The organism is Rathayibacter sp. AY1H3, assembly GCF_002932015.1.
The window spans coordinates 1-13,413 of sequence record NZ_PSUU01000011.1 but is presented as its reverse complement, the minus strand read 5'-3'; the positions used below and the strand labels follow the sequence as shown (position 1 = coordinate 13,413).

Sequence of the window (13,413 nt, the reverse complement as noted above, 5' to 3'; positions counted from 1 at the left end):
CCCCGCCTCCCGGCGGCGGTCCGATCGCCGGCCCCGCGTCAGCGCCGGCCGAGATCCTGCAGGAGCCCGAAGAGCACCCGGGCGGAGTCGCGCCAGGAGAAGGCCGCGGCCCGCTCCGTCGCCCGGGCCGAGTGCGTCCGCCACACGGCGCCGTCCTCGAGCGACCGCACACCGTCCGCGATGCCCTTCGCGCTCGACGGGTCGACGTACACGGCGGCGTCCTGGGCGATCTCGCGGAAGATCGGGATGTCGCTCACCACGACCGGCGTCCCGAGCGCCATCGCCTCGACCAGCGGGATCCCGAAGCCCTCGTCCCTGCTCGCCGTCACGAGAGCGGTCGCCCGCGCGAGCACCGCACGGTACTCCGCGTCCGGCGCCCCCTGGTGGAACACCAGCTTCGCGGTCGGCGCCAGGGCCCGGAGCGTCTCGACGGTCTCGTCGCTCGCCCGGCTCATCAGGTGCAGCTCGTAGTCGGGCAGCAGCCGCATCGCGCGCGCGAGCGTCTCGACGTTCTTGTAGGGCATGAACGAGCCCATGTAGACGAGCGAGCGCGCGGCCGACCGGTCGGGCAGCGATCCCGCCAGAGCGGCGCTCGCCTCGTCGGGCTCGGTCGCCGCGTTCGGGACGACGACCACCGGCCGGGTCGTGAGGCGGTGGGAGCGGATCAGGTCGCGGGTCGTCTCCGAGACGGTGACGACCGCGTCGGCGCGCTGGAGGAGCCTCCGCTGCGGCCACCAGGCGAGGTGGTAGAGCCGCCAGAGCGCGCGCACGGGAGCGGCCAGGTCGCGCGGCGGAGTGCGGTGGCGGTAGTAGATGAGGTCGTGCACGGTCAGGACGAGCCGGTAGCGGCGGCCGAGCGAGCCCATGGTCTGCATCGGCGAGAAGACCACGTCGGGCCGCAGCCGGTTCACCAGCAGCGCGACGAACGGCTCGAACGGGCTGGTCGGCCCGGTCACGCGCTCCCACGGGAGCGACGGGAGCATCGCGAGCTGGCGGCGGTCGCTGATCAGCATGGTCACGTCGTGCAGCTTCGCGAGCTCGCGGACGAGCTCCGCGGTGTAGCGGCTGATCCCGTCGTGCCGCTCGAGCCGGGTGTACCGGCAGTCGACGACGATCCTCATCGGTCGATCCCCTCCTCGAGGGCCGTCCGCAGCACGGCGGCGGCCTCGTCCGGCGTCTCGTAGTGGATCAGGTGGCCGACTCCGTCGATGACGTGCAGGCGGGCGTGCGGCAGCCTCTCGAGCAGGCGGTACTGCGCCGGGAGCGGAGTGATGTCGTCCTGCGCCGCGGCGATCAGCTGCGTCGGCACGCCGATCCGGGAGGCGTACTCGCCGACGTCGTGCGAGACGGAGGCGCGGAACGCCTCGAGGACCGTGTCGCGGGAGGCGAAGGCGCTGAAGTAGCGGTCGTGCTGGTCGTGCACGAAGCGTCGCAGCGCCGGCTCCTTCGTCTTCACCATCGCCAGGCTCATCACCCGCACGATCAGCGGGTCGCTGAGCAGGCGGCGTCCGAGGGGCCCCGGCAGGAGCGCGCCGAGCCGGTAGTAGAGGACGGCGAGCCTGGTCAGGACGCCGCGCGGACCCTGCAGGGCGGGCGCGCCGATCGGGTTGACCAGCACCAGGAGCGGAGCGGGCAGCCCGTCCGCGACGGCCGCGGCCGCGACGATCGAGCCGAAGGAGTGGCCGAGGACGGCCGCCTCGCCGCGGAGCCCCAGCGCGTCGAGGAAGGAGCCGAGCCAGGAGGCGTAGCCGTCCACGTCGTGCGGCAGGCGCGTCATCGGGGTCGAGGCGCCGAAGCCGGGCAGGTCGGGAGCGACGACCCGCACGTCCGCTCCCCCGGCGAGCAGACGGGCGACGACGGGCTCGAGGCCGTGGTGCTCGCCGCGGAACCCGTGCACCAGCACGAGGACGGTCGAGGCGTCCGGAGCGCCGTAGGTCCAGTAGGCGGTGCGGGATCCGGCGACGTCCACCGCGGCCTCGCGGACGGGGACACGGCCGAGATCGGAGGCGTAGGGGGAGGGAGTGGTCATCGCGTTCCTTATCGTAGGGAAACCCCGTCGAAGATCTGGCCGCAACGCCTTGCGTGGCCTCGATCCGAGCCGGGAGCATGATCACGCGCTCGCAACACGGCGCACCGCCCACCCGTCTCGCGAGACGGTCATCCGCTCAGGCAGCAGCAGAAGGAGCACCGTGAGCTTCACGTCGCCGATCCAACTCCCCGGACTCGCCCTCGACCCCCAGTGGTACCGCCGGGCGGTGTTCTACGAGGTGATGATCCGGTCGTACTACGACTCCAACGGCGACGGCGCCGGCGACATCAACGGGCTCGCCTCCAAGCTCGACTACCTGCAGTGGCTCGGGATCGACGCCCTCTGGCTCCCGCCGTTCTACATGTCGCCTCTGCGCGACGGCGGCTACGACGTCTCCGACTTCAAGGCGATCCTCCCCGAGTTCGGCACGATGGAGGACTTCCGCGACCTCGTGCGGAAGGCCCACGAGCGCAACATGCGCATCGTGATGGACTTCCCGCTCAACCACACCAGCGACCAGCACGAGTGGTTCCAGCAGTCCCGGTCCGACCCCGAGGGCCCCTACGGCGACTTCTACGTCTGGAACGACACCGACGACAAGTGGCCGGACATCCGCATCATCTTCGTCGACACCGAGGACTCGAACTGGGCCTTCGACGCCGAGCGCCGCCAGTTCTACTTCCACCGCTTCTTCTCGCACCAGCCGGACCTCAACTTCGAGAACCCCGCCGTGCACGAGGCGATCCACGACGTGGTCAAGTTCTGGCTCGACCTCGGCGTCGACGGCATCCGGCTCGACGCGATCCCCTACCTCTACGAGTCCGACGAGGGCAACGGAGAGGGCGAGCCGCCCACCCACGAGTTCATCAAGAACCTCCGCACCATGGTCGACCGCGACTACCCCGGCCGCATCCTGATCGCCGAGGCGAACCAGTGGCCGCGAGAGGTCGCCGCGTTCTTCGGCACGGAGGAGGAGCCCGAGTGCCACATGGCGTTCGACTTCCCGGTCATGCCGCGCATCTTCTACTCCCTCCGCGCGCAGACGGCGAACGAGCTGAAGAAGGTGCTCTCCGAGACGTTCGACATCCCCAGCGGCGCCGCCTGGGGCGTGTTCCTCCGCAACCACGACGAGCTCACGCTCGAGATGGTGTCCGAGGAGTACCGCCAGGCCATGTACGGCTGGTACGCCTACGACCCGCGGATGCGCTCGAACATCGGCATCCGCCGCAGGCTCGCGCCGCTGCTGGACAACTCGCGTGCCGAGCTCGAGCTGATCAACGCCCTGCTCTTCTCCCTCGCCGGCAGCCCGTTCCTGTACTACGGCGACGAGATCGGCATGGGCGACAACATCTGGCTCAACGACCGCGACGCGTCGCGCACGCCGATGCAGTGGACGCCCGACCGCAACGCCGGCTTCTCGGCCGCCGACCCCGGCAAGCTCGTGCAGCCGATCGTCCAGTCGCTCGTCTACCACTACAACCAGGTCAACGTGGAGGCGCAGCTGGCGCAGTCCCGCTCCCTGCTGCACTGGATGCGGAACGTCCTGCACGTGCGCCGCGGCCACCCGGCGTTCGGCCTCGGGTCGATGCGCGTCCTCGAGACGGACCACGAGTCGGTGCTCGCCTTCGTGCGGGACTACGCCGGCTCGGGCTCCGAGATGGGCGACCAGCCCGAGGAGGTGCTCTGCGTCTTCAGCTTCAACCACAACCCGGTCTCGGTCACGATCACCGACCCGGAGAATCCCGGATCGACGCTGAGCGACCTGTTCGGCGGCGGCCGCTTCCCCGGATTCTCGGACGACGGCACGCTGACGATGACGCTCGGCACGCAGGGCTTCTTCTGGCTCCACGTCGCCAAGGCGCACGAGGCCCGCTGACCCGGCAGCACGCCGAGGGGCCTCCGGCCGATGTCGGAGGCCCCCTTTAGGCTGTCGGCGTGAGCACCACCGGAACGACCGAGACGCAGACCGAGCCGATGCTGTTCGACGACGCCGAGCAGGAGCTCGTCCCCTCCGAGGGGGCGCGGTGGTTCGATCTGCTGGCCGTGTTCGACCTCGAGACCACCGGCATCGACGTCCGCACGAGCCGCATCGTCACCGCGCACGTCGGCGTGATCGACGCGGCGGGCGAGCCGATCGAGGGCACGACCTGGCTCGCCGATCCCGGGGTCGAGATCCCGGCCGGCGCCTCCGCCGTCCACGGGATCAGCACCGAGCACGCCCGCGCGCACGGCCGCCCCGCCGGCGAGGTCGTGGCCGAGATCTCCGAGGCGCTGCGCTCGCTCCTCGCCCGCGGCATCCCGGTCGTCGTCTACAACGCCCCCTACGACCTCTCGCTCCTCGCCCACGAGGCGCGCCGCTGGGGCGTGCCCGTGCTGCTCGACCCGAGCCCCGTCGTCGATCCGCTCGTGATCGACAAGGCGGTGGACCGCTACCGCAAGGGCAAGCGCACCCTGACCCTCGCCGCCGAGCACTACGGCGTCGCCCTCACCGAGGCGCACGACGCGGGCGCGGACGCGATCGCGGCGGGTCGGGTCGCCCAGGCGCTGGGCCGCGCCTTCGCCAACGAGCTCGGAGTCGGCGCGGAGGCCCTGCACGCGCTCCAGGTCGACTGGTGCCGCACCCAGGCCGAGTCCTTCCAGGAGTACATGCGCCGCGTCCGCGACGAGTCCTTCGTCGCCGACGGGGGCTGGCCGGTCCGCCACTGACCCCTCAAGTCAGCGTGCGCCCCTCGCGCAGGAGCGCCACGTACTCCGCGATCCGCCGCTCCCGCGTCGCCGCCCGCTTCAGCTGCGAGAGGCGGAAGAGGAACGCGAAGCGCTTCTGCCCGCCGACGGTCGCGAAGAAGGCCAGGGCCTGCGGATCCGCGTCGAGCGCCCGCTGGAAGTCGTCCGGCACCTCCGCATCGCGCTGCCGGTAGGCCGCGTCCCAGCGCCCGTCGGCGCGTGCCCGCTCGACCTCGGCCAGCCCGCCCGGCAGCATCCGGACCTCCGCCAGCAGCCGTGCGACGTGATCGCGGTTGACCTTGGACCACGGGCTAGCGCGACGCCGCGGGGTGAAGGCCTGGAGCTTGAACTGCTCGTCGAAGGCTCCCGCCTGACCGTCGATCCAGCCGTGGCAGAGCGCGATGTCGAGCGCCTCGGCGTAGGTGATCCCCGGATCGACGGCGGCCTTCTTCCGCAGCTTCAGCCGGACTCCGTCCGGGTCGGGCTCGCCGCGGAGGTAGGCGTCCCACTCTTCAGGAGTCGTGAACGGCAGGATCGGCTTGTCGGCGAAGGACACCATGCCGGGACGCTACCGCGTCGGCTCCCCGACGGCCACGGCCCGCCCGTCGGCGCAAGCCCTCGCTCCGCGGACCGCGGCGCTGTGGGATCGGGTGAGCACGTGTTCCCCCTCCCCCCTCTCGCAAGGAGAAGTCATGCCCACGATCCGCACGGTCACCGTCCTCGGCAGCGGAGTGCTCGGCTCCCAGATCGCCTTCCAGTCGTCCTTCCACGGCTTCGCCGTCACCGTCTACGACCTCTCCGACGACGTCCTCGAGTCGGCGCGCGAGCGGCTCCGCGGTCTCGCGGGCGTCTACGAGTCGGTGCCCGGCGGCGTCGCCGGCGGACCGCAGGAGGCGCTCGACTCGCTCCGCCTCACCTCCGACCTCGCGGAGGCCGTCGCGGACGCCGACCTCGTGATCGAGGCCGTCCCCGAGGACCTGGGCCTGAAGCAGGAGCTGTACGGCCGCCTGGGTGTGCTCGCTCCCGAGCGCACGGTCTTCGCGACCAACTCGTCCACGCTGCTCCCCAGCGACCTGAAGGCCTCGACGGGCCGGCCCGACCGGTTCCTCGCGCTGCACTACGCCAACCACGTCTGGGCGCAGAACACGGCCGAGATCATGGGAACGGCGGACACGGACCCCGCCGTGGTCGACGCCGTCGTGGAGTTCGCCGTCTCCAGCGGCCTCGAGCCCATCAGGCTGCAGAAGGAGAAGGCCGGCTACGTCCTGAACTCGCTGCTGGTGCCGCTCCTCAACGCCGCGTCGGGGCTGCTCATGGGCGGCTACGCCGACTACGAGACCATCGACAAGACCTGGAGGATCGGCACCGGCGCCCCGCTCGGACCCTTCCAGATCTTCGACGTCGTCGGTCTGCGGACCGCCTACAACATCGCCGCCGCGGCCCCGGACGAGGCCTCCCAGGCCTTCGCCGCCCACCTGAAGACGGCGTACCTCGATCGCGGCCGCCTCGGAACGGCCACCGGAGAGGGCTTCTACCGCTACTGAGGACCGCCCCGCGGGAACGACGAAGGGCCCCCGACCGTGAGGTCGAGGGCCCTTCGAGGAGTGCTACTTGCCGAAGTTCTTATAGCGGCTGTTGAACTTCTCGACGCGGCCGGCCGAGTCCATGATGCGCTGCTTGCCCGTGTAGAACGGGTGCGAGGCGGAGGAGATCTCGACGTCGATGACGGGGTAGGTCACGCCGTCGAGCTCGATCGTCTTGCTGCTCTTCGCGGTCGAGCGGGTGAGGAAGGTCTCACCGGACGCGAGGTCGCGGAAGACGATCGCGGAGTACTCGGGGTGGATGTCGGTCTTCATGGTCGTGTCCTGTCGTCGATGGTCCTGAACCGCACCTGTCGTCGACGGGAACGGGTGGATGAGGGCGGGCGCACCGCGAACGGGCCCGAACCAGCTACCGAGAATACCAGACCGGCAGCGCGCGCAGAAGTCGCACCGCGCCCGGATCCCGGAGCGGGGTCAGCCGCGGGCGCGGGCCGAGAAGCGCCCGTTCTCGCGGGTGAGAGCGATGTCGAGCCCGAAGGTCTCGGCGAGCATCGCCTCGGTCAGGGACTCGGCCAGCGGGCCCGCCGCCACCACCGCTCCGTCGCGGAGGAGCAGGGCGTGGGTGAAGCCGTCGGGGATCTCCTCGACGTGGTGGGTCACCATCACGATCGCGGGCGACGCCGGGTCCTTCGCGAAGCCGCCCAGCAGCTGGACGAGCTCCTCGCGGGCGCCGAGGTCGAGGCTCGCGGCCGGCTCGTCGAGCAGGAGCAGCTCGGGGTCGGTCATGATCGCACGGGCGATCTGGACGCGCTTCTGCTCGCCGTCCGAGAGCGTCCCGAAGGTGCGCTCGGCGAGGTGCTCGAGCTCCCACTCGGACAGCACGCGGCGGGCGCGGCGCTCGTCGATCGCGTCGTAGCCCTCGTTCCAGCGGCCGGTGACGGCGTAGGCGGCGGTCATCACGACGTCGAGCACGCTCTCGCCGACCGGGAGGCGGCGCGCCATCGCGGTCGAGGCGTAGCCGATGCGCGGGCGCAGCTCGAACACGTCGACCCGGCCGAGGGTCTCCTCGAGCAGGTGCGCGGCACCGGTCGAGGGGTAGTTCTGCGCGGCGGCGATCTGCAGGATCGAGGTCTTGCCCGCCCCGTTGGGGCCGAGGATCACCCAGCGCTCGTCCTCGGCCACGTCCCACGACACGTGGTCGAGGATCCGCTTGCCGTTCCGGACGAAGGACACATCGACGAACGAGACAACGCTGGGCATGGGAGCCATTCTAAAGGAGGCGGCCGGGAGGCTCAGACGAGCGAGTCGTAGATCGCCCGGGTGTCCCGCGCGATCTGCGTCCAGCTGAAGTGGCTCTGCGCGCGCTCGCGGCCCGCGGCGCCCATCCGCTTCGCCGTCTCCGGGTCGGCGACGACCTCGGCGAGGACGGCGGCCAGGTCGGCGACGTAGCGCTCCGGGTCCACGGGGGTGCCGGTGCCGTCGGTGACCTGCTCGATCGGGACGAGACGGCCGGTCACGCCGTCGTCGACGACCTCCGGGATGCCGCCGGTCGCCGTCCCGACGACCGCCGCACCGCAGGCCATCGCCTCGAGGTTGACGATGCCGAGGGGCTCGTAGATCGAGGGGCAGACGAACGTGGTCGCGTTCGTCAGGACCGCGGAGAGCTGGTGGCGCGGCAGATGCCGGTCGATCCAGACGACGCCGGTGCGCTCCTCCTGGAGGCTGCGGACGAGGGAGGTGACCTCGGCCATGATCTCGGGGGTGTCGGGGGCGCCCGCGCAGAGCACGAGCTGCACCTCGGGAGGCAGGGTCGCTGCAGCGCGGAGCAGGTAGGGCAGGCCCTTCTGCCGGGTGATGCGGCCGACGAAGACCACGGAGGGGCGCGAGGGGTCGATGCCCAGCTCGGCGAGGACGGCCTCGTCCTCGACCGGGTGCCAGGCGTCGAGGTCGATGCCGTTGTAGACCACGTGGACCTTCGCCGGGTCCAGGGCCGGGTAGGAGCGGAGGATGTCCTCGCGCATGCCGCCGGACACCGCGATCACGGCGTCGGCGTTCTCGTACGCCTCCCGCTCGATCCAGCTCGAGACGCGGTAGCCGCCGCCGAGCTGCTCGGCCTTCCACGGACGCAGCGGCTCGAGGCTGTGCGCCGAGACCACGTGCGGGATGCCGTGCAGGAGCTGGGCGAGACGCCCCGCGGCGTTGGCGTACCAGGTGTGGGAGTGGACCAGGTCGGCCCCCGCCGCGTCCTGCGCGATCTGCAGGTCGACCCCGAGGGTCTGCAGCGCGCCGTTCGCCTCGGCGAGCTCCGCGGGGACGGAGTACGCGAACGTGCCCTCCTCCTCGCGCGGCGCGCCGAAGCAGCGCACCACGACCTCCAGGTCGCTGCGCAGCGCCTTGGTGAGCTCGGCCACGTGGACACCGGCTCCCCCGTACACCTCGGGCGGGTATTCCTTGGTCAGCAGATCGACTCGCACCCCCGAACCGTAGTACAGGGCGCTCCCCCGGCGACAGCCGGGGTCCACGGGGAAGCCCGAGCCCCTACTGTGGTGCCATGCAGTCAAAGAAGATCTTCGGCATCGTCCTCGCCGGCGGCGAGGGAAAGCGCCTCATGCCCCTCACGGCGGACCGGGCCAAGCCCGCGGTGCCGTTCGGCGGGCAGTACCGGCTGATCGACTTCGCGCTGTCCAACCTGATCAACTCCGGTCTCACCCAGATCGTCGTGCTGACGCAGTACAAGTCGCACTCGCTCGACCGCCACGTCTCGCAGACCTGGCGCCTCTCCGGGCTCCTGAACTCCTACGTCGCCTCGGTCCCCGCGCAGCAGCGCCTGGGCAAGCGCTGGTTCAGCGGCTCGGCCGACGCGATCCTGCAGAGCCTCAACCTGATCCGCGACGAGAAGCCCGACATCGTCGTCGTGGTCGGCGCCGACCACGTCTACCGCATGGACTTCTCGCAGATGATCGACGCGCACATCACGTCCGGTGCGAAGGCGACCGTCGCGGCCATCCGCCAGCCGATCGAGCTCGCGGACCAGTTCGGCGTCATCCAGCTCGCCGGTGACGAGGCGGGCGACGGCATCGTCCCGACGATGATCTCCGAGTTCCTCGAGAAGCCCAAGGACGCCGTCGGCCTGGCCGACTCCCCGCACGAGGTCCTCGCCTCCATGGGCAACTACGTCTTCGACGCGGACGCCCTGATCGACGCGGTCATCCGCGACGGCGAGTCCTCCACGTCTGACCACGACATGGGCGGCGACATCATCCCCGACTTCGTCGCGCGCGGCGAGGCGGGCGTCTACGACCTCAAGCTCAACGACGTCCCCGGCTCGACCGACCGCGACCGCTACTACTGGCGGGACGTCGGCACCATCGACTCCTTCTTCGAGGCCCACCAGGACCTCATCTCGGCGCTGCCGGTCTTCAACCTCTACAACCAGCAGTGGCCGATCTTCTCGTCGCAGCTGAACTCCCCTCCGGCCAAGATCGTCCGCGACGGCAAGGGCAACATGGGATCGACGGTCGACTCGGTCGTCTCGCTCGGCACCGTGATCTCGGGCGCGCACATCGAGCGCAGCGTCGTCGGGCCCTGGACGGTCATCGAGTCGAACGCGACGGTCACCGACTCGGTGGTCTTCGACAAGGTCCGCATCGGCCCGGACGCGCTGGTCGTCCGCGCTATCCTCGACAAGGACGTCGTCGTCGAGCCCGGTGCTCGAGTCGGCGTGGACCACGACCGCGATCGCGAGCGCGGGTTCACCGTCACCGAGTCGGGCATCACCGTCGTCGGCAAGGGCGTCGTCGTCCACCCGTAGCACCCCCGCGGGTCGAGCTCTGCGCCCCGGCGCGCCCACCCGACCGATCGGACCGGCCCATGAGTGAGCGTCCTGCGACGCCTGCCCGCTTCCTCGTCGTCCTCGACGCGGACTCCACCCTCCTCCAGGACGAGGTGATCGAGCTCCTCGCGGTGCACGCCGGCTCCGAGGAGCGCGTCGCCGCCGTCACGGAGCGGGCGATGCGCGGCGAGCTCGACTTCGGCGAGAGCCTCCGCGAGCGGGTCGCCACTCTCGCCGGGGTCCCGGAGTCGGTGCTCCCCGGTGTGAGCTCGGGCGTCCGCGTCACGCCCGGCGCCGCCGAGCTCGTGGCCGGCGTCCACGCCGCCGGCGGCCGCATCGGTGTGGTGTCCGGAGGGTTCCACGAGGTCCTCGACCCGGTCGCCGGTGCGCTCGGCCTCGACTTCGTCCGGGCCAACCGCCTCTGCTGCGGGGACGGCCTGCTGACCGGAGCGGTCGACGGGGCGGTCATCGACGCCGCGGCCAAGGCGGAGGCGCTCCGCGAGTGGGCGGCGGTCTCGGGCGTCCCGCCGCAGCGCACGATCGCCGTCGGCGACGGTGCGAACGACCTGGAGATGATGGCGGTCGCCTCCCTCGCGGTCGCCTTCAACGCCAAGCCCCTGGTGCGCGAGCGCGCCGACCTCGTCGTCGGCGGCCTCGACCTGTCGCAGCTGCTGCCTGTCCTCGGCCTCCGCGGCTGAGGCCCGCCTCCCCCGGCCTCAGGAAGGTCAGCGGCCCGCGATCGCGACGAGTCCGGCGCAGCCGAGCGCCAGCGCCCAGCTGACGAGCGAGCCCACCAGGAAGTACTCCGCCTTCTCGCCGCTGCCGCCGTCGCGGGAGATCTCGGGGAAGCGCACGATCCCCTTGGCCGCGAGCACGGCACCGGCGAGGCCGATCGCTCCGGCGAGCGTGAGACCGGCGATCAGCAGCCGCTCCAGCGGTCCGATCGTGCGCCCGCCCTGGAGGTCCGGCAGGCGGGCGTCGGCCGGCTCCCGACGCGCGAACCGCTCGCTCCAGCGCGGACGCGGCGCGGGCTCGGCCTGCGGGAGCTCGCGGAACAGCGCCGCCCGCACGATCACGTTGCCGCTCTCCAGCAGGAAGAGCCCGGCTCCGACCGCCAGAGCGAGCTGCTCGATCGGAGGGAGCGTGCTCGCGACGGTGGTCGGCGCGAGCGGCCCCGTCGGGACGCCGGCGGCGCGGTCGACAGCGGTCAGCACCAGGACCGCCGCGACGAGGGCGACGGCCGGACGCAGACCCCCGGGCGGCCGCGCGTTCTCGACGGTCGTGGTCGTCAGCAGCCAGGCTCCGGCCAGGACGACGACGATCGCCGCACCGAGCGGCGGGGCTCCGACGAGGAGCGCTGCGGTCACGGCTGCGGCGGCGAGCACGGGGACCGCGAGGAGGGCCGCACGGCGGCGGAGGTGCGTGCGCGCGAGGTCGCCGAGGCCGATCACGGCGAGCAGCAGCGCCGTCAGCACGTCTCCTCCAGCAGGCGCGCGCCGGCGAGGAGGGCGCCCGCTCCCGCGCGCCGCAGCGCCTGCGAGACGGCGGGCTGCGAGATCGACTCCTGCTCGCCCAGCTCCTTCTGCGACGCTCCGCGCAGGCTCCCCAGCACGAGCCGGCGATCGCGCGCGCTGAGCGCTCCGACCAGCGCGTCGCGGGAGAGGAGGTAGGCGTTGACGGCCGCCTCGCCGGAGTCCCCGTCGGCGTCCCCGGCGACGAACCATCCGCGGGCCGTGGGCACGGCACCGTCCTCGAGCGCATGGGCGCGATCGATGGCCTCGCGCGCGCGCCACCAGCCGGACCCGTCCTCGAGGTCCCCGGCGATCCCCGACCCGACCACCCGCACCTCGCCCAGGCCGATGCCCGCGCGGCAGTCGACGCCGGCCGGGAGCGAGAGGCGCGCCTGCAGCGTCGCCCGGAGCGCGGCGTGGACGGAGGGGTAGATCGCCTGGAACTCGTCGCCGACCGTCGGGTGCAGGGGCTGGATCGCCGGGACCGCGGCCTCCACCTCGGCGAAGCCCCGCTCGATCTCGCGCTGAGCACCCGCGCGGTCGACGAGGGAGCGGGAGGTCACCAGGTCCAGGAGCACGGCGACGACATCGGAGGAGGTCATCGCATAAGCCTAGAGCTTATATCCGTCGGATATAAGCCCAGGGCTTATCGGTCAGTGGCCCATCCCGAGGCCGCCGTCGACCGGGATCACGGCACCCGAGATGTACGCCGCCTCGTCGCCGGCCAGCCAGCGCGTGACCTTCGCGACCTCGGCAGCGGTGCCGTAGCGGGCGAGCGGGATGCTCTTCCGGTACTCCGCCTGCTGCTCCGGCGAGAGCTCCGCGGTCATGTCGGTCTCGATGAAGCCGGGAGCGACGACATTGGCGGTGATGTTGCGGGCGCCGAGCTCGCGGGTCAGCGAGCGGGCGAAGCCCACGAGGGCGGCCTTCGACGAGGAGTAGTTGATCTGGCCCGGCGACCCGTAGAGGCCGACCACGCTGGAGATGAGGACGACGCGGCCGAAGCGCTGCTTGAGCATCCCCTTCGATGCGCGCTTGACGACGCGGAACGCCCCGGTGAGGTTCGTGTCGACGACGGACGTGAAGTCCTCCTCCGTCATGCGCAGCAGCAGGGTGTCGCGGGTGATGCCCGCGTTCGCCACCAGGATCTCGACCGGGCCCAGCTCGGCCTCGACCTGCGTGAACGCGGCGTCGATGGAGGCGGCGTCGGTCACGTCCGCGACGACGGTGAGGGAGCCCTCCGGACCGGAGCCCGAGCGCGCGGTCACGGCGACCCGGTGACCGGCGGCCACGAACTCCTGGGCGATGGCGAAGCCGATCCCCCGGTTGCCCCCGGTGACGAGGACGGTGCGCGGCGTGGTCATGGTGTCCCTCCTGCCGGCGCTCGTGCGGCGCCGGGCGACCCGTACATCCTAGAGGCGCGTCGCGCAACAGATTCCGGGATGAGGCCCTCCCGGCCTGCACCCGCCCGCCGCGACGTAGGCTTGCAGGGCTGTGAAACCACGCGAGACACTCACCTCCCTACCGCCGTCGCCGAGCGCCGAGCGGCGCTCCCGCGCGATCAAGTACTCGATCGCCATGGGCATCAGGATGCTCTGCGTCATCTGCCTGCTCTTCGCCCACGGCTGGTGGCTGCTGTTCTTCGCCATCGGCGCCGTGGTCCTGCCCTACTTCGCCGTCGTGCTGGCCAACGTCGGCAGTGCGGGCGAGCGCGGCAACGTCGAGCGGCCGGGTGCGATCGTCCTCTCCCGGCCGCTCGACGTTGCCGCGCTCGCC

The 13,413-nt window shown here is 71.7% G+C and carries 15 protein-coding genes; 6 read left to right on the top strand and 9 right to left on the bottom strand.

The features are described from left to right. Window positions 1-38: 38 nt before the first annotated feature. Window positions 39-1,121 carry a glycosyltransferase family 1 protein gene (locus C5C33_RS06180; protein WP_104260685.1) on the bottom strand — a complete coding sequence of 361 codons (1,083 nt, stop codon included), beginning with the start codon at window positions 1,119-1,121 and terminating at the stop codon, window positions 39-41. Beyond that, the gene (locus C5C33_RS06175) at window positions 1,118-2,029 is read right to left on the bottom strand and encodes an alpha/beta fold hydrolase (RefSeq protein WP_104250357.1); all 912 of its coding nucleotides are present in this window, start codon (window positions 2,027-2,029) and stop codon (window positions 1,118-1,120) included. The genes C5C33_RS06180 and C5C33_RS06175 overlap by 4 nt, the downstream gene beginning before the upstream one ends. Before the next feature lie 160 nt (window positions 2,030-2,189). Between C5C33_RS06175 and treS the strand changes: the two genes are divergently transcribed. Together treS and C5C33_RS06165 are read left to right on the top strand one after the other, a co-directional pair. Then, a complete protein-coding gene (gene treS / locus C5C33_RS06170; RefSeq protein ID WP_104221970.1) occupies window positions 2,190-3,905 on the top strand; it encodes a maltose alpha-D-glucosyltransferase in 1,716 nt (571 codons plus the stop codon). A gap of 98 nt (window positions 3,906-4,003) precedes the next feature. Next, window positions 4,004-4,735, top strand: coding sequence for a 3'-5' exonuclease (locus C5C33_RS06165; RefSeq protein WP_104260712.1), 732 nt, complete (start codon window positions 4,004-4,006; stop codon window positions 4,733-4,735). Between the two features lie 4 nt (window positions 4,736-4,739). Here C5C33_RS06165 and C5C33_RS06160 read toward each other — a convergent pair whose 3' ends face one another. Beyond that, window positions 4,740-5,312, bottom strand: coding sequence for a YdeI family protein (locus C5C33_RS06160; RefSeq protein ID WP_104260684.1), 573 nt, complete (start codon window positions 5,310-5,312; stop codon window positions 4,740-4,742). 133 nt (window positions 5,313-5,445) lie between these two features. Between C5C33_RS06160 and C5C33_RS06155 the strand changes: the two genes are divergently transcribed. Further along, window positions 5,446-6,297, top strand: coding sequence for a 3-hydroxyacyl-CoA dehydrogenase (locus tag C5C33_RS06155; protein ID WP_104260683.1), 852 nt, complete (start codon window positions 5,446-5,448; stop codon window positions 6,295-6,297). Between the two features lie 63 nt (window positions 6,298-6,360). Here C5C33_RS06155 and C5C33_RS06150 read toward each other — a convergent pair whose 3' ends face one another. From C5C33_RS06150 to glgA, 3 genes are all read right to left on the bottom strand, one after another. Next, window positions 6,361-6,609 carry a type B 50S ribosomal protein L31 gene (locus C5C33_RS06150; protein ID WP_068253003.1) on the bottom strand — a complete coding sequence of 83 codons (249 nt, stop codon included), beginning with the start codon at window positions 6,607-6,609 and terminating at the stop codon, window positions 6,361-6,363. A gap of 159 nt (window positions 6,610-6,768) precedes the next feature. Next, window positions 6,769-7,554, bottom strand: coding sequence for an ABC transporter ATP-binding protein (locus C5C33_RS06145; protein WP_104260682.1), 786 nt, complete (start codon window positions 7,552-7,554; stop codon window positions 6,769-6,771). A 32-nt stretch (window positions 7,555-7,586) separates the two neighbouring features. Beyond that, entirely contained in the window at window positions 7,587-8,768 is a 1,182-nt protein-coding gene (glgA, locus tag C5C33_RS06140; protein ID WP_104221962.1) for a glycogen synthase, read from the bottom strand. Window positions 8,769-8,845: 77 nt separating this feature from the next. Here glgA and C5C33_RS06135 point away from each other — a divergent pair, with 77 nt between their 5' ends. After that, complete coding sequence (locus C5C33_RS06135; RefSeq protein ID WP_104221960.1) at window positions 8,846-10,105, top strand: glucose-1-phosphate adenylyltransferase; 1,260 nt, start codon at window positions 8,846-8,848, stop codon at window positions 10,103-10,105. 59 nt (window positions 10,106-10,164) lie between these two features. After that, window positions 10,165-10,824, top strand: a complete 660-nt coding sequence (serB, locus tag C5C33_RS06130; RefSeq protein ID WP_104246808.1) for a phosphoserine phosphatase SerB — start codon at window positions 10,165-10,167, stop codon at window positions 10,822-10,824. 27 nt (window positions 10,825-10,851) lie between these two features. On the opposite strand, the gene C5C33_RS06125 is transcribed toward serB, so the two are convergent. Genes C5C33_RS06125 through C5C33_RS06115 form a run of 3 tightly spaced genes read right to left on the bottom strand, consistent with a single transcriptional unit; the run spans window position 10,852 to window position 13,001 of the window. After that, a complete protein-coding gene (locus C5C33_RS06125) occupies window positions 10,852-11,601 on the bottom strand; it encodes a hypothetical protein (RefSeq protein ID WP_104260681.1) in 750 nt (249 codons plus the stop codon). Further along, window positions 11,595-12,239, bottom strand: coding sequence for a SatD family protein (locus C5C33_RS06120; RefSeq protein WP_104221954.1), 645 nt, complete (start codon window positions 12,237-12,239; stop codon window positions 11,595-11,597). Before C5C33_RS06120 ends, C5C33_RS06125 begins: the two co-directional genes overlap by 7 nt. Before the next feature lie 51 nt (window positions 12,240-12,290). Continuing rightward, on the bottom strand, window positions 12,291-13,001 hold the full coding sequence (locus C5C33_RS06115) for a beta-ketoacyl-ACP reductase (RefSeq protein ID WP_104225284.1): 711 nt from the start codon (window positions 12,999-13,001) through the stop codon (window positions 12,291-12,293). 130 nt (window positions 13,002-13,131) lie between these two features. On the opposite strand from C5C33_RS06115, the gene C5C33_RS06110 reads away from it, so the two are divergent. Then, a partial coding sequence (locus tag C5C33_RS06110) for a DUF3099 domain-containing protein (RefSeq protein WP_104260711.1) occupies window positions 13,132-13,413 on the top strand: 282 nt, incomplete at its 3' end.

Coding starts and splice junctions, on each gene's coding strand:
- C5C33_RS06160 (WP_104260684.1), bottom strand. CDS start 5,312: ATGGTGTCCTTCGCCGACAAGCCGATCCTGCCGTTCACGACTCCTGAA.
- C5C33_RS06135 (WP_104221960.1), top strand. CDS start 8,846: ATGCAGTCAAAGAAGATCTTCGGCATCGTCCTCGCCGGCGGCGAGGGA.
- C5C33_RS06150 (WP_068253003.1), bottom strand. CDS start 6,609: ATGAAGACCGACATCCACCCCGAGTACTCCGCGATCGTCTTCCGCGAC.
- C5C33_RS06115 (WP_104225284.1), bottom strand. CDS start 13,001: ATGACCACGCCGCGCACCGTCCTCGTCACCGGGGGCAACCGGGGGATC.
- C5C33_RS06175 (WP_104250357.1), bottom strand. CDS start 2,029: ATGACCACTCCCTCCCCCTACGCCTCCGATCTCGGCCGTGTCCCCGTC.
- C5C33_RS06145 (WP_104260682.1), bottom strand. CDS start 7,554: ATGCCCAGCGTTGTCTCGTTCGTCGATGTGTCCTTCGTCCGGAACGGC.
- C5C33_RS06165 (WP_104260712.1), top strand. CDS start 4,004: ATGCTGTTCGACGACGCCGAGCAGGAGCTCGTCCCCTCCGAGGGGGCG.
- C5C33_RS06180 (WP_104260685.1), bottom strand. CDS start 1,121: ATGAGGATCGTCGTCGACTGCCGGTACACCCGGCTCGAGCGGCACGAC.
- serB (WP_104246808.1), top strand. CDS start 10,165: ATGAGTGAGCGTCCTGCGACGCCTGCCCGCTTCCTCGTCGTCCTCGAC.
- C5C33_RS06155 (WP_104260683.1), top strand. CDS start 5,446: ATGCCCACGATCCGCACGGTCACCGTCCTCGGCAGCGGAGTGCTCGGC.
- C5C33_RS06120 (WP_104221954.1), bottom strand. CDS start 12,239: ATGACCTCCTCCGATGTCGTCGCCGTGCTCCTGGACCTGGTGACCTCC.